The organism is Sphingobium sp. TomTYG46, assembly GCF_055396345.1.
Map to the genome: position 1 here is coordinate 1,764,320 of NZ_AP027324.1, position 17,752 is coordinate 1,782,071.

Annotated in this window: 14 protein-coding genes and 1 pseudogene; 9 read left to right on the plus strand and 6 right to left on the minus strand. The window is 57.6% G+C overall.

Annotation, left to right across the window (positions count from 1 at the left end):
- Window positions 1-4: 4 nt before the first annotated feature.
- The gene (locus ACZ5YV_RS08940; RefSeq protein ID WP_464787316.1) at window positions 5-148 is read right to left on the minus strand and encodes a hypothetical protein; all 144 of its coding nucleotides are present in this window, start codon (window positions 146-148) and stop codon (window positions 5-7) included.
- A gap of 161 nt (window positions 149-309) precedes the next feature.
- On the opposite strand from ACZ5YV_RS08940, the gene ACZ5YV_RS08945 reads away from it, so the two are divergent.
- Both ACZ5YV_RS08945 and ACZ5YV_RS08950 read left to right on the plus strand, forming a co-directional pair.
- Window positions 310-993, plus strand: a complete 684-nt coding sequence (locus ACZ5YV_RS08945) for a response regulator transcription factor (RefSeq protein WP_464787317.1) — start codon at window positions 310-312, stop codon at window positions 991-993.
- 11 nt (window positions 994-1,004) lie between these two features.
- On the plus strand, window positions 1,005-2,327 hold the full coding sequence (locus tag ACZ5YV_RS08950) for a HAMP domain-containing sensor histidine kinase (RefSeq protein WP_464787318.1): 1,323 nt from the start codon (window positions 1,005-1,007) through the stop codon (window positions 2,325-2,327).
- A 56-nt stretch (window positions 2,328-2,383) separates the two neighbouring features.
- Here ACZ5YV_RS08950 and ACZ5YV_RS08955 read toward each other — a convergent pair whose 3' ends face one another.
- The 3 genes from ACZ5YV_RS08955 to ACZ5YV_RS08965 all read right to left on the minus strand — a co-directional run bounded on the left by ACZ5YV_RS08955 (window position 2,384) and on the right by ACZ5YV_RS08965 (window position 9,670).
- Window positions 2,384-4,918, minus strand: coding sequence for a TonB-dependent receptor (locus tag ACZ5YV_RS08955; protein WP_464787319.1), 2,535 nt, complete (start codon window positions 4,916-4,918; stop codon window positions 2,384-2,386).
- Between the two features lie 614 nt (window positions 4,919-5,532).
- A complete protein-coding gene (locus ACZ5YV_RS08960) occupies window positions 5,533-7,953 on the minus strand; it encodes a TonB-dependent receptor (protein WP_464787320.1) in 2,421 nt (806 codons plus the stop codon).
- 583 nt (window positions 7,954-8,536) lie between these two features.
- The gene (locus ACZ5YV_RS08965; RefSeq protein WP_464787321.1) at window positions 8,537-9,670 is read right to left on the minus strand and encodes a hypothetical protein; all 1,134 of its coding nucleotides are present in this window, start codon (window positions 9,668-9,670) and stop codon (window positions 8,537-8,539) included.
- A 749-nt stretch (window positions 9,671-10,419) separates the two neighbouring features.
- Here ACZ5YV_RS08965 and ACZ5YV_RS08970 point away from each other — a divergent pair.
- From ACZ5YV_RS08970 to ACZ5YV_RS08980, 3 genes are read left to right on the plus strand one after another with little or no spacing between them, the layout of a single operon-like run.
- Window positions 10,420-11,406: a restriction endonuclease gene (locus ACZ5YV_RS08970; protein WP_464787322.1), complete on the plus strand. Its 987-nt coding sequence runs from the start codon at window positions 10,420-10,422 to the stop codon at window positions 11,404-11,406.
- Window position 11,407: 1 nt separating this feature from the next.
- Window positions 11,408-12,235 carry a hypothetical protein gene (locus tag ACZ5YV_RS08975; RefSeq protein ID WP_464787323.1) on the plus strand — a complete coding sequence of 276 codons (828 nt, stop codon included), beginning with the start codon at window positions 11,408-11,410 and terminating at the stop codon, window positions 12,233-12,235.
- A 10-nt stretch (window positions 12,236-12,245) separates the two neighbouring features.
- On the plus strand, window positions 12,246-12,887 hold the full coding sequence (locus ACZ5YV_RS08980; RefSeq protein ID WP_464787324.1) for a UPF0149 family protein: 642 nt from the start codon (window positions 12,246-12,248) through the stop codon (window positions 12,885-12,887).
- A gap of 587 nt (window positions 12,888-13,474) precedes the next feature.
- On the opposite strand, the gene ACZ5YV_RS08985 is transcribed toward ACZ5YV_RS08980, so the two are convergent.
- Both ACZ5YV_RS08985 and ACZ5YV_RS08990 read right to left on the minus strand, forming a co-directional pair.
- Complete coding sequence (locus ACZ5YV_RS08985) at window positions 13,475-13,786, minus strand: hypothetical protein (RefSeq protein ID WP_464787325.1); 312 nt, start codon at window positions 13,784-13,786, stop codon at window positions 13,475-13,477.
- Window positions 13,787-14,052: 266 nt separating this feature from the next.
- A protein-coding gene (locus ACZ5YV_RS08990) for an IS5 family transposase (protein ID WP_464787115.1) occupies window positions 14,053-14,813 on the minus strand; the annotation gives its coding sequence in 2 pieces (ribosomal slippage) (window positions 14,053-14,480 and window positions 14,480-14,813; 762 coding nt in all).
- Window positions 14,814-14,905: 92 nt separating this feature from the next.
- Between ACZ5YV_RS08990 and ACZ5YV_RS08995 the strand changes: the two are divergent.
- From ACZ5YV_RS08995 to ACZ5YV_RS09010, 4 genes and pseudogenes are all read left to right on the plus strand, one after another.
- Window positions 14,906-15,270: pseudogene (locus ACZ5YV_RS08995) on the plus strand (IS3 family transposase); the annotation flags it as partial.
- Between the two features lie 149 nt (window positions 15,271-15,419).
- Window positions 15,420-15,947: a VOC family protein gene (locus ACZ5YV_RS09000; RefSeq protein WP_464787326.1), complete on the plus strand. Its 528-nt coding sequence runs from the start codon at window positions 15,420-15,422 to the stop codon at window positions 15,945-15,947.
- A 286-nt stretch (window positions 15,948-16,233) separates the two neighbouring features.
- Window positions 16,234-16,683, plus strand: coding sequence for a nuclear transport factor 2 family protein (locus ACZ5YV_RS09005; RefSeq protein ID WP_464787327.1), 450 nt, complete (start codon window positions 16,234-16,236; stop codon window positions 16,681-16,683).
- A 356-nt stretch (window positions 16,684-17,039) separates the two neighbouring features.
- Window positions 17,040-17,750 (plus strand): glutathione S-transferase family protein, encoded by a 711-nt coding sequence (locus ACZ5YV_RS09010; RefSeq protein WP_464787328.1) that lies wholly within the window; start codon window positions 17,040-17,042, stop codon window positions 17,748-17,750.
- Window positions 17,751-17,752 lie beyond the last annotated feature (2 nt).

Genomic DNA, 17,752 nt, shown 5'->3' on the forward strand with positions numbered 1-17,752 from the left:
CCACCTACCATCTGAGCAACGCCAGCAAAGCGCCCTCCCACTGAACGCGAACACCCGCCGCGCCGATCGGCGCACCCGTGCCATCGACGACGATCACGCCGCCCGCCGCTGGAACCACGCCATGGGGCGCGATCGGCCCGAGCGACATTGCCGCCGATCGAACAGGCGATCTGGCTCGATGGATCAGGCGCATAAAAGAAAACCCGATCCTCGACCGCTCTAGTGATGGCGAGAGCTCAACTGTCATCGATTTGAAACTCGATCGTCATAGGGAAGACCCATGCAGGGCTTCACTGTCGGGACCGACCATTGTCGCTGAACCTATTGATTGTCGAGGATGACGAGGAACTCGCGACGCAGTTGCGCGAGCAACTCAGCGCGTTCGGCCATGACTCCACAATTGTCGGAGACGGTCGATGCGCCAACCAGATGGTGGCCGCGCAGCATTTCGACGCTATCATCCTTGATCGGATATTGCCGATGATCGACGGCGTGACACTGCTCAAAGGATTGCGCGAACATAATATTCTGACCCCCGTCATCATGATGACGGCGCTCGGCCAATCACGGCAAAAGGTGGAGGGGCTGGAGAACGGGGCTGACGATTATGTCGTGAAGCCCGTCGATCCGGCCGAATTGAACGCCAGGCTCAACGCGCTGGTGCGAGCAAGGGAATGGACGGACAAGGGCGCCAACGAAACGCTGCGCGCGGGCGATCTCGTGGTCAGCCCCTCCCGCCACAGCGCCTGGCGCGATGGTCAGGCGCTGCGGTTACAAAAGACCGAATTCAAGGTGCTGGTGGAATTGGTCCGTCATGCGGGTACGCCTGTTACCCGCGCCATGATGCTGGAACGGGTGTGGAATTATGATTTCGAACCGGCCACCAATCTGGTTGAAGCCCATATTCGCCGCCTGCGCGTTAAGTTGATGGAATTTGGCGGTGACGATCCCATCGTGACTATTCGCGGACTGGGTTATATGATCCCGGGGTGATTTCCCGGTCCTTGCGTACACTGACGCTCGTCTTTCTGTTCTTCTTTGTCCTCGCCACGTTGACCACGGGCTTTGGCATTTACTTGGCGACGCTGCGAACCATCGACCATATGGTGGTGCAGCGCATCACAGGCATGAGCGAAACTTTGGCGCCCGAGGGCGGAGGGCTGACCGCCAGCGGGATCAGCCGCCGCATCCGCGTCGCGGCACATGACCGCGACACCGCCGATCTTGGCTTCATCCTGATAGAAAATGGACGGCAAATCGCAGGCAATGTGCGCGTGTCGCGGCCCCTGCCCCTCGGCATCTCCAAGGTTGATCTGGCGGATGATATCAAGGGCCTTTCCCACGGCCGCGTCGTAGTCCGGGATTTGGGAGGCGGATTGAAGCTGGCGGTGATCGCCGAAACGGAACCTTTTGATAATTACAACGCGGCCCGCAAGCGCATCTACATATTGGGTTTCGGCTCGATCATCCTGATCGCGCTGGCGGCAGCGACGACTTTCACGCTGATCATCCGCCGCAGGATCATCGAAATGCGCCGCACCGTCGATGCGATTTTTGAAGGCGACCTGTCGCAGCGGGTGCCCGGAAGCGATTCTCATACCGCTTTCGGGCAGCAAGCGCAGGCTTTCAATCGCATGCTGGACCGCATCAATCATCTGATGGAAGAAATTCGCAACGTCACCAATGGGGTGGCGCATGAATTGCGGACGCCGCTGGCGCGCCTGCGCAACCAGCTGAACCTTATCGCCCATGACCCGAAAGCCGCGCCCGTGCGCGACAGGATCGATGAAGCACAGGCCGAGGCCGACGGATTGCTGAACCTCTTTTCGGCGCTCCTGCGTATCGCCGAAATCGACAGCGGGGCACGGCGCGAGAATTTCGCGGCTATCAACCTTTCCGATCTCGTCGCCGAATGCGTCGAGGCGCTGGATGCCGTGCTGGATGACAGCGGGCATCCGATGGCGGCACTCAGCCTGGAGCCTGTCATCGTCCACGGCGACGCCCAGCTATTATCGCAGATGATCGTCAATCTCGTGGAAAACGCGATCCGCCACACCCCGGTGGGCTCGGAAATATACATCACCCTATCAGGCGCGTCGGCTGGCTGGGCAACCCTGATCGTGTCCGACCACGGTCCCGGCATCGCGCCTGCGGATCGTACGAAAGCACTGGATCGTTTCGGCCGCTTGTCCGGCGGCGGCGATGACAAGGGGCACGGCTTCGGCCTGCCGCTGGTCGCATCGATCGCGCGGCTGCATGGCGGCTCGATCGAACTGGGCGATGCGCAGCCCGGCCTCCAGGTTTCGATTATTCTGCCAACCGCATAAAAAATGGCGCGCCGCGAAAGGGCGGCGCGCCACATCAGGTTGCGAAGATCAGATGATCAGAACTTCACAGACGCTTCGATGCCGAAGGTGCGCGGCGCGTTGAAGTTGCCATAGTCACCCAGCACGTTTTTGATGTCGCCGGTGGTCGTGCTGTTCGTCGGAGCAGCCGGCAGGCTGTTCGACGGATCGCGGCGGAAGACATGCTGTTCGTTGAACAGGTTGCGACCCCACAGGCTGAGCGTCAGGTTGCGGCCATTGCCGGTCCCGATGTCCGCCAGCGAGATGCGGCCGTTGAAGATCAGCGAGCTGTCATTCTTGGTCGCGAACTGGTCGAAGGCCTGGGTAGCCTGCGAATAGTTGCCATCGAAGTGGAACTTCAGCTTCGTGTCTTCGCTGCCGATCGGAAGGCTGTAGTCGATCGAACCGCTCGCGGCGTTGCGCGGCGTGAACACGATGTAGAAGTTCTGATAGACGCCCGTCGCGTTGATGAACACCGGCGGGATCTTCGTGTAAGTATAGGCGTAGGATGCATTCAGCGTCAGGCCCTCGACCGGGTTCAGCGTCAGGTCCGCCTCGATCCCGCGGATCTTGGTGGTGCCGGGCGCGTTGATCGTGACCAGATTGTTGAAGCTGGTGTTGCCGACAAACTGGATCGAGCTGATATCGACCTGGCTGTCCTTGCGGTCCATGATGTAACCGGCCAGGTTGAAACGGGCGCGGTTGTTCCAGAAGTCCGACTTCAGGCCGACTTCGTAGGACTTCACATCTTCAGGATCAAACGCCTGATAGTTGGACGTGCGCGAGCTGGCGCCGCCAGCACGATAACCGGTCGCATATTTCGCGTAGACGTGCAGGTCGTTGCTGACGTCATAGGCGATCGTCGCCATCGGGTTGAAACGGTTCCAGCTTGCATCCAGCGGCTGGTAGCCGACGCTGGGAGCGGGCGGGTTGGTGTCATAATTCACGTTGCGCGAATAATGCAGCACGCCCTTCTTTTCATCATGCGTGTAGCGGCCGCCGACCGTGATGTGCAGGGCGTCGGTCGCGTTCCAGGTCAGCTGACCATAGGCGGCATAGCTCTTCGACCAGACTTCCGAAGCGCGGTCGATCGAGCAGCCGTTGACGGCCTGGCCAACGAACCCCGGGGTCGATGCGGTGCAGAAGGGAATGGTGACGTAATTATAGCCTGTGATCGCGCCAGCCCCGTTTCGGATGGCGACCGCTCCCATGGAGCTGGGCGTAGCGGCATCGTCGCTGACATGTTCGTTAAAGTAGAACAGGCCCGCGACATAGTCGATCGAACCGACGGTGCCGACCGCCTGGATTTCCTGGCTGAACTGGCGCTGGCGCAGGTCGGCAAGGCTGTAGCGGCTGAATGCGCAGGGTGCGGCCGTGGTGCAGCCAGCGGCAGTGCTGCCGAGCGGCGGGTTTACCAGTGGCGGACGGTGCGCGCCGCCCGAATTGTCCCACTGGGTCGCATCGACGCCGCGCCATGCGGTGATCGAACGCAGCTCCAGTTCGTCGCCGAGGTTCCACTTCAGCGTGTTGGTGAAGCCGTGGGTCTTGTCGACGCTAACCTGCTGCGGCACGCCGATGTCGGCCTGACCCATGCGAGTGTCGCCGTTCACGACGACGCCGGGCAGCAGGGGCTTGACGGGGCCGCCTGTCAGGTTGGTGTAAGCCGTGCCGGGCAGGGTGCAGGCGGGCTGCGATGCCTGGGTGCCGTTGGCGCAACCATTGGGATTATAGTTCAGCAGCTGGCTGTAGAAGGGCGTATTCTCGTCCTTCGCGACGTCATAGGCGAAGTCGTTGGTGATGGTGTCGGTCGGCTGCCAGCGCACGGCGGCGCGCACGCCCTTGCGGTTGTAATAGTTCCAGCCGACCTGGCCCGCGAGCGGGTTTTCGGTGGTGGCGTCCTGATGCTGGATCACGCCATCAATCTTGACCGAAAAGCCCGCGACCTTGGGCAGGTCCAAGTGGAAGTCGGCAGTCCGGTTACCATAATTGCCAGCGCCCGCTTCGATCCGGCCGCCCCATTCACCGGTCGGCGCCTTGCTGACGATGCTGAGCGCGCCGCCTTCGGTGTTGCGGCCGAACAGCGTGCCCTGCGGACCCTTGAGCACTTCGACGCGCTCGATGTCGAACAGTGCGGCGTTGAGGCCGTGCTGGCGGCCCATATAGACGCCATCGACATAGATGCCGACGCCCTGTTCACGGGCGGGCTGGTTGGCATCGAGGGGAACGATGCCGCGAATGCCGATGGTGAGCGCCGACTGGCGCGCTTCGAAAGTCGCGACGCGCAACGACGGCACTGCGCCGTCGGCGAAGTCGTACATGCTCTGCACATGCCTGTTTTCGAGCGCCTGCGTATCGACGACCGCCATGGAAATCGGCGTTTCCTGCAAATCGGTTTCCCGCTTGGTGGCGGTGACAACGATAGCGGCCATGCCCTCGCTGTCCGCCGTGTCGGCGGCGGGAGCAGAGGCGGTCGCCTCGGCCGTTGTCGCACTGGCGAGCGCGGGAGCGGAAACAGATCCCAGCAACAACGCACTCATCGAAGTCCGAAGCAGGATAGTGGAAGAGCGACTCATGATTACCCCTTTAAAAATCCATCAAGTGGATGCTTTGCGGGGTCGCCATTAAGAGGCCATCACAACATTTTTGTGACAAACACTGTCATATAAAAACAAATGCGATTTCATATTCGCGTCATTTTAAATATATTTAATGTAATTACTGAGTTATATTGAATAATATGAATTAATATTTATATTTACGGTGTAAAAATTGTATAATTTTCGCCGATTATTCATGAAAATATTGACAATTAAATTAATATTACGATGAGGATATACTGGAAAGCCGACCATAAATGGCGTTGGTATCTACTCGATCCGCAGGAGGATTTTGAGAGCGGCCTATGCCTCAGGGCGCCCTTTTATTAAGGAGCAGCCTGATAGCTGGACTCTTGGCGGCGGCGTCTCCGTAGCCTCATTGCTCCACGTTCAGCGAGTGCATCTTTGCACCATTAAAGCAGACAGAAATCGCGGAATGGCGCGGATTCCGCATATTTTTCAACAACCCCAGCGCAAAAGCAATGGCGCGCTCACGTCACTCGAATATGTGACCCCAGCCGCTGGGGCCGGTTGCGGATCATTATGAAACTGCTTCACATGTTGGTGATCCGACCGGCCCTGCCTTTATCTTAGAATTTGAAGTTGCCCGTCAATCCAAACTCGCGTGGATTGGTCACGTTCACCGTGCGGTAGCCCGAGTCATAGTCCACGCCGCTGGACGTGCCGATTACCGCGTTGCCCTGGCTGATGTTGGCGATCCGCTTCTGGTTCAGCACATTCTTCGCAAACAAGGTGAATTCCCATTTGCTATCCTCGGCACGAAGGCCAACGAACAGGTTGAGCATTTCACGGCTACGATAATCATAATCGATCCGGTCAGAATAGAAGCCGGGCCGGTACGTAAACAACCCGCGCAGGAACGGCGTAACGCTGTCCATCGGGAAACGGATTTCCGTGTTGGCGGTCAGGCTGAAATCAGGCGTCTCGCCGATGCGGCCATTGCTGGCGCAGAAGCTGACATTGCCCGGCCCCGTAACGGTCGCCGTTCCATCCCGGTTAGGGCGGCCAGTTCCTGCGAAGTCGTTGCACGGCAGCAGGGCGTTGCGATAACGGGCGCGAGTATAGGCAGCGCTGACGCCGAAGTCCCAGTCTCTCGTGATCCGTCCATCCAGCGATCCTTCGACCCCCTTGATCCGTGCGTCGCCATTATAGTTGAAATCGAAATAGCCGGTGGGCGGCGCGGCTACGGCGGACTCATAATAGATGCCGCTGAAACGGTTCAGGAAGTTATCGAGCTTCTGATAATAGACCGACACCGCATAATGCAGGCGCCGCCCAGCGAAGCTGCCTTTAACGCCTGCTTCGATCGAATCCGTCTTTTCCGGCTGGGTCAGGATCAGGTCGTCGCTCAGTCCATCGGGCAGGCCGGGGCTGACGCTGCCGGCGCGGAAGGAGTGGCCGTAGGAAGCGAAGATATTGATGGACGGCATTAACTGGTAGCTGATCGTCAGTCCGCCCGTGATCGGCTTGTCAGACGTATTGCGCAGGTTGGCCGGAATGATGTCCGTTGCCGGGTAGGACGCCGGTAAGCAGCCAAACGAGACAGCATCAACAATTGGATCGCCGGTGCACAGCAAGCTGTTCCCCGGCGTGCTCAAGCTCAGTCGGCTGACGTTCACCGACTTGATGATCGAGTAACGCAGACCGCCTTCGATCGCCAGGCCGCCTCTACGAAAGTTAAGATTGGCGTTGAACGACCAAATCCTCCGATCTACCGGGACGGTAATTTGGGTGGCGATGGGCAGATAGGGCAGTGCGCCCAGGGTGTTCAGGCTATCATTCTGTTCAAACGGGAAAATGAAGCTGTCGCCTGGCTGAAAGATACGCGTCGTTCCTCCAATCTTACTGTAGAAGACGCCAATGCCTCCGCCCAGGCCGTCCTTGTTATTCGTAGCCAAGCGCATTTCGGCCGTGTCGTATACGAAGGGAGTTGGACCAAAGGAGTTGGAGATGTAATTGGGCACTGCATTGCCGACATCCAGATCACGCTGGCCCTTAAGACGTGAGTCCTGATGCGCCCCTACAAACGACAATGTTGCCGGACCCAAGTCCCAGTCAATCGCCAGGTTAATGATGTGGCTTTCATTGATATTGCGGCTCGTACCCTCTGCGACGGCGGCATAGTCATCGACACCCAGCGCTGGGCCAGAACGCGTTGATAAGTTGGGAACCAGAACACCGCCCAGGAATGGACCAGCTTCGAAAGTCGACGTGTTGCCTGATCCGATGACCTGCTGCATCTGCCTATTGTCCGCATACAGATACTGATAGGTAATATAGGCAGTGAGATTGTCCGTTGGACGAAGGCCCAGGGTCAAGCGGGCGCTTTCAGTACGGCTGCGCGACCGTTCGCCGGTGTTGACATTGCGGACGTTGTTCAGGCGATTGCCGTCGACCAGTGCCGCAACGCGCAGGGCGATCTTGTCAGAGAAAGGCAGGGATACCCCGCCCTGCACATTGTAGCCCCCGCGCGTGGTAGCGGTAGTCTGCGCATAGCCTTCGATCTCATCGAAACCGGGGCGCGCCGTGGAAATGGTGATCGCACCTGCGGGGGCGGAGATACCGCGCAGCAAGCCTTGGGGACCGCGCAGCACTTCGATCTGCTTGATATCGTAAAGGGCCGTGTAGACCGTCTGCGCATCGGTCGGAATTTCGTTGAAATAGACCTGGACCGCCGGGTCGGTGCCCTGGTCGGGATCGAACGAGATACCGCGCAGCGTCGTCGAATTGTTACGGCCCGTGGTGTTCGTCATTTCCAGGCCCGGAGCGAGCTGCTGAACGTCCTTGGCATCGAAAATGTTCAGCTTCTGCAACTGCTCGCCAGTCGCCACATTGACGCTCATAGGCACTGATTGAAGCGATCGGGCTTCGCGCGTCGCCGTGACGACGATCTCGCCTCCACCATCGGCCGCATCCTGCGCCCAGGCAGCGGTCGGCACGATCATCGCTGCACCGCACAACAATGCAGAAAGACTCTTTCCCTGTTTCATGACAGCGTTCCTTTTCTTGGCAGAAGCCAGCCCCACAATGTTGACAACTGCTAACGATCGCGCAGGCGCCCTGCAACCCTCGCTGTCATATTTTTGTAAGTTTTGGCCCGCCGACCTACTATTTAGCGACTGATTTCTTTATATATCCAATATCTGCGTGTCATATGGAGGATTTTCATGCGCAGTACATTGATCATATAATTCATCTCAGAGGATGTGGTCACAGCAGCTAGAGGGCAAAAGGACCGAAAACGCGCTAGACAATCTGTCTCGTCCAAGGGACAGAGAGATGGGCCGAAAAATGCCGACGCACATCACCGCCAGAACGGATTTGCTGCGCTTGCTAACAAATCACTGAGACCGGAAGAAAGGTCGCGCCCCGCAGCAAAGGATGTCAGAGCCGGAGGCTTGTGGAGGTAATTTGGAGTGAGGCTCGCATCGGCCAGATGGACGCGCGGCCCCGCTGACGCATCCCGGACGGGCAGATTGGACAAATTCCGACGCCGACCATGCCACCTTGGTCAGAGCAGCTACTCGATGACACACGATCAATTTTCTCAAACCGTTCACACTGTGACGCCGGCTACTCGACAAACGCCAGCTTACCCCCATGCAGCTGCTCAACGTTCATTTCTGCCGTTAGATGCTTGGCATAGAAACGATCGATCATCTCGACGCTGGTACGGGCGTTCCTCGCCAACGTCAGCAGGTCGATGGCATCACCGCTGATGAGCCTGAACATGATGGCCGTATGCCGTAAGGAATAGATGGTTCTCGCTTCCCCGCTCGCCGACACTGATAGCCCAGCAGATTCCACCACCACCCGGAACTGCCGACGCAGCATCTCCAAGGCAAAATTCCGACCCGTATATTGTGGCAGGAACAGGAAATCGTCCGGACCCCCGAAGCCGTTTGCCCTCTGCTCGTCCAATATCTCTTGATATACCTCCACCGCTCCCGGCATTGAGATTATCGGCGTGGCAACGGTCTTGCTGAAATCCGTGGAAATCCGAAGATATTGCGTCCTGTTCGTCCGCACGATCTCGATATGCCGATGGCGCAGTAGCTTGGCATCGCTGGGCCTTAAAAACGTATCGACCATGAACAGGATGAACCGGCGCAATTCCTGCCCTGTGATCTGCGAACGAACCTTGGTTTTTGCAGCTGCATGATCAGCACAGGATTTCAGTAGCCGGTCAAATTCCAATTCCGAGAACCAGCCGCGTGTACCTTGCTTGAGACTGACTTCCGGCATCATCGGCACATGAGTCAGAGCCCCTGCCCGCACCGCCGTCTTCAACGTCTTGCTGACCATGACCATGATCCGCTTGATCGATGCAGATTTCAGCTCAAGATCGGTCAGCTCGTCCACCACCTCCTGCATCCGCTGGTAATCCAGCTTGCGAATGTCGATAGAGCCGATCCGGTCCGTCAGATGCTTCTTGAGAATCCATTCATTGAAGCTGACGACCGTTGGAGCCCGCTCACCCCGCTTCACCTTCTTCCGATCTGCCTCGATGGTATCAGCAGCGAATCTGTTGAAGCTATAGTCGGTCTTCTCACGGGTTTTTCGATAGCCGAGCTTCGCCGCGATCGCTTCCGCCTGCTGACGGGCGTCGTGGACATCCTTCGTCTTCAGCGATCTAGTGACCTGTCGTCCATCCTTGCGAAAGCGGTCGTAGTAGAATGGCGAATAGGATGGTGTCGCCCGGAACAATCGCCTTGGACGCCGTCAGGGAGGACCGCTTCCCATTGGCTGATGCTGTCACCATCAGCCATGCGGTAAAATGATCCGGAGGGTAGCCAGAGCATCGGCCCGGCTCCGAGAGACTGAAGGAAATCGCGAAGCGCGCGTTCAGATTCCGCGCCCGCAGCACGGAAGCCGATTATGCCTTCGGGACGACCGCGCCGACACGATTACGCGGGTTGGATACAAAATGGTCCAATGCTGAAGGCAGCGAGTATCTTTCGAGCCATGCGTCCACGCCTACAGCGGGGACAAGGGACAAGGATTTCAGTGGAACGAGGGTTAAGCCGAACTCTGCCCAATGGCTTATGTCCACCGGAGGGGCGGCACTCGATGATGTCTTTGGTGTCTCCGACTGAGCCGCAAAGGCGTCAGCGTGCTTGAACAGGCAGCATCGCTATGGCTGTGGATAGTTCACTGCTCGCCCCTCACGCCTGGAGAGCGACCTTCGGCTTCAACCTTGCGTCGCCCTATGTACCTCTCGGAGCGACGGCCGAAGCCGGATGTTAGGAACCTAGCCACTAAAGCAGGCGCACGCCCCTTTATCGGCGAACCGACTGGACATGCGCGCATGCCACCCGGCCTCCAAAATCTGGCGACCGAGTTCTAGTGGCAGGGATTCCTACGCCCCACCCTCCGGCTTTCACGGAAGGCAGAGCTTTTTTGGCGGGATTAGAGCAGCTTCGCAATAGACGTTTGTATCCGCCTGTTCATATAAGATGGCGGATTTTCCGCGATACTCGGTTGTTATTCAGCCGTATCGACTGCTAGCGAACGCACCCATGACGATTCCTGACTATCAGAAGTTGATGCTGCGGGTGCTGACGATCGCAGCCGAAGGCGAAACGCGCGTCCCCATTGCGGCCGAAAAGGTGGCTGACGCCTTGGGTCTGTCCGATGCAGAGCGGGAGGAGATGCTGCCCAGCGGGAAGCAACGGCTGCTGCACAACCGCATCCATTGGGCAAAGTTTTATATGACAAAGGCTGGCCTGATCGATGCCCCTAAGCGGGGGGTATTCGTGGCGAGTGAGGCGGGAAAGGCGCTGCTTGAAACCAAGCCACAACACATCGACGTCGAAACGCTAAAGAGCTATCCAGCATTTGTCGAATTTTACGGGGCGACAGCCGCATCCGCCTCCCCGAGCGAAGTTCCCGCCGCCCAAGCATCGACCACCTCTACCGTCACACCGGAGGAACAGATTGATGCTGCCCACTCGGTTCTAACCTCCGCCCTGAAGGCAGACTTGCTTTCGAGGATTCTGGAGCAGACCCCCAGTTTCTTTGAGCGTGTCATCGTCGATCTTCTGGTCGCGATGGGCTATGGTGGATCACATGAAAATGCGGCCATGCGGCTGGGCAAGTCCGGCGATGGCGGTATTGACGGCGTGGTCGATGAAGACCGGCTGGGCCTTGATCGGATTTATGTACAAGCCAAGCGCTATGCTCCGCATGTGAGCGTCGGACGCCCAGAAATTCAGGGCTTCGTCGGCAGCTTAGTCGGACTTGGGGCAACCAAAGGCGTTTTCGTCACGACTTCCAGCTTCAGTACTCCGGCCGTGGAGTTCGCCCGAGGCCTTCAACAACGTGTCATCCTGATCGATGGTGCCCGCTTGACCGAACTGATGATCGAATTTGGTGTCGGCGTCAGGGTCAGTCGCGTGATCAAGGTTAAGCGGCTGGACGAAGACTTCTTTGCGGACGAATGAAATGATGAGTACGCCGGAAACAGCAAAGCGAGCGGCATATGTCCGGAAGGTTTTTGAGACCGTCCGATTCTTCTGGGAAATGTGGGAGGAAGGCTCGGAGGGGGACACTCGCGTCATCGAATTGCACGCCCCCGTAAAAATATCGAACGGGTCAATCCGAAATTTGGTGCTCGGTGATTTCTATAGGCAACGAGGGCTGTCCTTATATCAGGCTGCGGTCGAGCTAGCGAAATGGCTGGCGTTGAATCATGCCGCACCTGCCCTCGACACAGCAATGAATGCGGATTTAGCAATTCTCTGCGAGGACGCGGCAAGGGCCTTCCAGCCGGTGAGCGACACCGAGACGATTATCCAGCGCTCCTTCATTCGCCTTGTTCGATACCTACAGCAAACCCGCCTCGCTAAGGAGGGCGCGCATTCGCGGTGTTTCGAGTTCTTCGTGGCTGCCGCGCATGTGCCGACGGGCCACGGCAAGAAAGGTGGCAGGCATCCTGAGCATGTTGTGCCGTGCGCCTTCCTTCGTGATCGATGCATAGCTAGACTTGAAGAGGGAGCTTCGGTTGAGGAGGTCGCGCATGAAATACGGCCGTTCTTGGCCATCATTATGATTACCGACGATGAGTACAAATATCTCGACAACCGCCCAGCCATTGGTGGCTTGGGGCTAAAAGACGCCATGCCAGCCAACTGGAGCTCCGAGACAGGAGACATTTTCGAACGCCTTCATGCCGCCGGAATTGCGTTTGAGCCGCCGATCATGGAGCCCGCGGCCTTGCTTAGGTCATCCGTCGCACAGAGTATGAGCGCCAACATTTTGGCCGCGAGTTAGAGGAAAGCGTATGAACGGCTACCTGGACGAACTCGACGACCTGCTGATTAACCAGTTCGATGAAGGCATGTTGCTGTCGGAGTTAGACGGCTTTCTTACCGGCATCATCGTCAGCCCCGACATGGTGCCACCTTCGGTTTGGTTGAAACATGTGTGCGGTCCAGACACGCCAAAATTCGACGCAGAGGAATTGCAGCACTTTTTCGACCTTGTAATGCGGCATTATAATGAGATTCTTGCCAGCCTTGACGAGCCGGACGGGTTTGCGCCGATCCTGGAAGTCGACACCAGAAGCAATGAAACGCTTTGGGAGCTGTGGATTGAAGGCTTCTCCAAGGCCATGAAGCTGGCCCCTTGGGGATGGAACCGGATAAAGGCAAGTGACGACGAGGGACCGAAAGCTGCGATCGCGGGGATCACCGAGCTTGCAGCCTTCGCGGAGGGCCGACATCAGCTCACCGACGAGGAAGGGGATCGCTGGGACCGCGAAGCACCGGACCTGATCCCCATTTGGGTCTTGATGCTCCACGAATGGCGACTGGAAAATGATCAAAACCGGCCCACGTCGGCAACAGGCGGAAAGGTCGGCCGCAATGATCCATGTCCCTGTGGATCGGGCAAGAAATACAAGAAGTGCTGCGGATTGAACTGAGAGGTCTTTCCTTCAGTATCGCCGAATCATGACCCCAAAGAACTTGCCACGGGGCATCCACAACGCTCCCCGTTTCCGTCCCACGCTTCACCCACTGGGTTGCTAGGGATCAACCCAAAAGCACATAAATAAGACAATCCCTCGGCCATAAGCCGAAAGGCACTTTCGCTAGGTATTTCAGGGATTTCCTACTGAAGTACTGGTGCGCTTACGTACTCGAATAGTGCCTTGATTTAGCTGATTTTTCGTCTTTTTGAAAAGTCAAGTTGACCGACACCCCCGCACTTACCCCCGGACCTTTTTGGCGGTTTTCGGCGCGTACTCGAGTCACAATTCACCGCAAAGCTAGGAATGACTGCTCCCCTGATTCGCGCAAACCTTGTCCAAGGTGGGACCTCCGGGCAGGCGCTCAATGTCCTCTGCGGCCGGTTTGTTGACTGGCCGCTCAGCGCCGAAAACCGATATAAGCTGCCATTCCTTGTATACGACGGCTCGACCTGCGGCCCGCCCGTCGCCGGGACGAAACAAGGGTGCACATTACCACCGCCGCAAACGCCCACTTGGCCGGGCTTTGCGCCCGGCCAAATTCAATCAATCAGAAGCGATAGCTCACGGTGCCCATGACGTTGGGGAGCACCCATGAAGCAGTCGCCGCGCGCAAGGCAGGATGCGTAGAATTTATTGTTCAGCAGGTTCGTCGCATTGATTGCGAGGCACCAACTCTGCCAGTTGATCGCCGCCAAAGCTTCAACGGTGGTGCGGGACGGCGTCACGACCGTATAGAGGGTGTCGGCCGGAATGGCGGGATTGGAGCCATAGGGATCGAAGGCACTGGTCGATTTGCTCTTGCCGTTATAGACAACGCCAGCGCCCAGGCGCAGCCGTGCGCCGTCGGACACTCCAAAGCTCTTGATGGACCAGATCGTGAGACAGGTGAAGCGGCTCGGCGCCTTGCGTCTTTATGAAGCCAAAAATTGCCCATGGAGGGACCACCTGCGGATACTCGCACTATGTGCCTAGCGATGCCAAAATTTGGAGCTAAACGATGGGGGTGCACCCGGGTTTGTTAATGGCCGGTCTGCGAACCGCTTCGACATGAGACTGCCGACGAAAATGCCTCGCCAAATCAAGCTGCTGCTGATCGGGCTTGTCCTAGGCTCAGGACTCATTGATTGAGCCAGAAGAGGACGGTTGCTGCGATGCAGATGGCGGACATGAAGGTGTGGGCGCAACGGTCGTAGCGAGTGTGTACGCGCCGCCAATCCTTGAGTCGGCCGAACATGTTCTCGATCCTGTGCCGCTGGCGATAGAGCACGGCATCGTGCGGGATCGTGACCTTTCGGTTTTTCTTTGACGGGATGCAGGCGGTGATGTTGCGTTCGGCGAGCGCCTTGCGGAACCAGTCGGCGTCATAACCTCGATCACCGAGTAGAGCTTTGGCCCGAGGCAAGGCGTCGAGCATCAGGGCGGCCCCCTTATAGTCGCTCATCTGTCCCTCGCTCAGCAGCATGACCAATGGCCTGCCCTTGCCATCGCACACAGCGTGGAGCTTCGAGTTCAGGCCGCCCTTGGTGCGTCCGATATGTCTGGGAACAGCCCCTTTTTGAGCAGGCTGGCCGCCGTCCGGTGTGCCTTGAGGTGCGTCGCGTCAATCATCAACTGATCGGGCTTCCCGCCCTTCGCTGAAAGGGCAGAGAAGATCTTGTTGAACACCCCGAGCCGGCTCCACCGGATGAAACGATTATAGATCGTCTTTGGCGGACCATAGTCGGCGGGCGCATCGCGCCATCGCAAGCCGTTCCTGATGACGAAGATGATACCGCTGATGATCCGACGATCATCCACCCGCGGCACGCCGTGGGACAGCGGAAAATATGGCTCGATCCGGCGCATCTGCGCCTCCGACAACCAGATCAGATCACTCATGACAACGCCTCCTTGCGCCGCCATTGAATCAACCGATCTGCATCCCTGCAAGCAATTTAATAGGTCCTGAGCCTAGCTGACGGCACCGCTAGCCTGTTGAGTTGCTCTACTGCGTCATGCTTGTCAGCGAGCGTGGTTATCGTCCCTGGCGCTCGCGACCGATCAGTCGATGGGAGCGGACGGACATGAAAGTGCTGGCCCACATCCGGGAACAGTACAGCCTTAGCCTGGGCAGCTATGGTCGTCCGAGGATGACGATGGAGTTGAAAGAGGTGGGACTCGATGTTGGTGAGCGCCGGGTCGGACACCTGATGACCCGAAGGGCGGCGTAGCCAACATCAACGGAATAAAGCCGGTTCGCACACGCAAGCATAAGGTTACGACGGACAGCCACCATCGTCTCGGCGTCGCAGCAAACTGGCTGGACGGTGATTTTGCCGCTGATGCCCCCACGCAGTTAGACGATCGTTACAAGTCCACGGGGCTTTTCGTCCTACGCATGTTCATCTGCCATATTTTTATGAGTTGGTTCATCCTGATCTTCCTGATAGCATGCTTGCATATGATTACCTAACGCATCAACATAGATGGAAGGTCAATATTATTATGGTGCACAAGCCTTGGGGGCGGCTCAACCAAATCGCCTATGTGGTGTCCGACTTGAACGAGGCGATCGATTGGTGGGCCGAGGCGATGGGCGTGGGTCCCTTTTTCATCTTTCCCGCTTTCGAGATGGTTCGAGGCGATTATCGCGGCGAAGAGCATTTCGCACAGTACGGCGCGGCGATCGCATTTTCCGGGGACCTGATGATCGAACTTATCGAACCGCGAGGCCCGTCGATCTTCCAAGAGTTTTTGGATGTCGGCCGTAAAGGCGTCCAGCACTTATGCGCTTTCTCCGACAGCATGGAAGATGCGGAAGCTTGGGTCGCTGAACACGGCGGCACGCGACTGCAGGGAGCTGAGTTCGCAGACGGGTCTCAGATCGCCTATTTCGCGATGGATGCTGAGGAAAACAACATCCTCGAGATCGGCGTGTTGAAGCCCGAGGTCCAGAGCCTTTTCGACATGATTCAGCAGGCTGGCGCCAACTGGGATGGCAAGGCGAAGATCTTCAGCCCGACGGCGGGCTGAGGATTATTGGGCGGGTGGCACTGACAAGCGAGTCAGCCATCCGACATATCAGTCGCCGGCGAAGTTCAGCTCCACACGCACGCCATTGGGATCGATGGCGAAGATTTGGCGTAGCCCGATCGATTCGACGATGACATCATGGGGCATGCCCATCCCCGCCGATGCCTGCGTAATGGGGGCATAGCCATGGCAGTCGAACGCGACATGATGGAGCTAGGCTCTATTTGGGTCGTGTCTCTAGCGTATCGAATGCTAGCACATCACCTACTTGCCGACGGAGAGACTAATGCCGAATGCAGTCGAAACTTTACTCGCGATCGAGGAAATAAAGCGGCTGAAGGCGCGCTATTTCCGGCTGATGGATACGAAGGACTGGCGCAGATTTGCAGAGTTATTTACCGAGGATGCCATATTCGACGTGCGCGGAGCGTTCGAGGAAATTCCTGGGCCGGATCAAGAGCCGATCATCGGTCGTCCCGCGATTGTTGAATATGTCAGCAGCGGTATCGACCCGATCAACAGTGCCCATTACGGGCACATGCCAGAAATCGACATCTTGTCAGAGGACGCCGCTACTGGAATCTGGGCGTTGGCGGACATATTGCGGATGCCGTCCGGCGCGCCTTTCGAACGCTTCTACGGATATGGGCATTACCATGAAAGCTATCGTCGCATCGACGGCGCGTGGAAGATTGCATCGCTCAGGATCAGTCGACTGCTGGTGGAGACATACTGACGCCCGACAGGCGCACTCGGTAGAATAGGAAAAACAGCCCATTCAGCGCGAAGATCGATAGTGCAGTAGAACGTTCGAATGGCACCAACCTGTTGCATATGGTGCCGACGAGCGGACCGACGCCGACCAAGAATGCGCTCTGAAGCACATAGATTTCATGGAGGATCGATGTCTTACGTCGTTTAGACAAAAGATGATGAGCCATGCCATTTCGCTTCTAGCAGAGTTAGCGAAGTGCCGCTATGAGTTTGCAAGCATACGATATTTGTGCATACCTAAGTTCATGATCGCGGCCAGATCAGCTTTGCGAATAATCCGCCGCCGGAGCAGTGGTCCAATTCGAGAAAGTGAACGCCATGCTGAAACTGTTCCACGCTCCGACCACGCGCTCCCTCCGCATTAAGTGGCTGCTGAACGAGCTGTGCCTCCCGTACGAAACGGTCACGCTCGATTTCTATGGCTATGACCGCCACGATCCCGCGTATCGCCAGATCAACCCCATGGGGTCGCTGCCGGCAATGTTGGATGGCGCTCTCGCGATCACCGAATCTGGCGCAATGATCAACCACATCCTCCGCCGCCACGGCGACGGTCGCTTTACCGTCCCCGAAGGCAGCGATGAGCGCGTGCTAGTCGATGAATGGATGTTCTGGGCGGAAGGCTTGTTTGCTGTGCACCAGCGCATCTACTGGGACCACTGTGCACCGCCACCCGGCTGTCTTATCAAAACGGTTCCCGCAGTCGGTCTCGAGGGCAAGCGCCAGGCGGTGCGTTATGCGCGAATGCTCGAAAACCACCTGCGCGAAACCGGCTGGGTCATTGGTGATGAACTGACCGGGGCCGATTTCATGTTGAGCTTCCCGCTCTTCCTCGCCAATCTTGATAATTGGTTCGAGGGTATGCCAAAAATTCGGGCCTACATCGGCCGGATGACCGCGCGTCCCGCGTTCCAGGAGGCTACCGCTGACACACTGGAAGCACTTCAGGCGATGGCCACGACTACACCCAAATTGCCGAGCTTTCGCAGCACTGAACCAGATTGTGAGCCCGCGAATGCGATGATGTGAAG

What these genes read in the sequence shown, in the direction of transcription:
- ACZ5YV_RS08940 (WP_464787316.1), bottom strand. Translation starts at nt 148, where the DNA reads ATGTCGCTCGGGCCGATCGCGCCCCATGGCGTGGTTCCAGCGGCGGGC.
- ACZ5YV_RS08955 (WP_464787319.1), bottom strand. Translation starts at nt 4,918, where the DNA reads ATGAGTCGCTCTTCCACTATCCTGCTTCGGACTTCGATGAGTGCGTTG.
- ACZ5YV_RS08960 (WP_464787320.1), bottom strand. Translation starts at nt 7,953, where the DNA reads ATGAAACAGGGAAAGAGTCTTTCTGCATTGTTGTGCGGTGCAGCGATG.
- ACZ5YV_RS08970 (WP_464787322.1), top strand. Translation starts at nt 10,420, where the DNA reads ATGGCGGATTTTCCGCGATACTCGGTTGTTATTCAGCCGTATCGACTG.
- ACZ5YV_RS08975 (WP_464787323.1), top strand. Translation starts at nt 11,408, where the DNA reads ATGATGAGTACGCCGGAAACAGCAAAGCGAGCGGCATATGTCCGGAAG.
- ACZ5YV_RS08980 (WP_464787324.1), top strand. Translation starts at nt 12,246, where the DNA reads ATGAACGGCTACCTGGACGAACTCGACGACCTGCTGATTAACCAGTTC.
- ACZ5YV_RS09000 (WP_464787326.1), top strand. Translation starts at nt 15,420, where the DNA reads ATGGTGCACAAGCCTTGGGGGCGGCTCAACCAAATCGCCTATGTGGTG.
- ACZ5YV_RS09005 (WP_464787327.1), top strand. Translation starts at nt 16,234, where the DNA reads ATGCCGAATGCAGTCGAAACTTTACTCGCGATCGAGGAAATAAAGCGG.
- ACZ5YV_RS09010 (WP_464787328.1), top strand. Translation starts at nt 17,040, where the DNA reads ATGCTGAAACTGTTCCACGCTCCGACCACGCGCTCCCTCCGCATTAAG.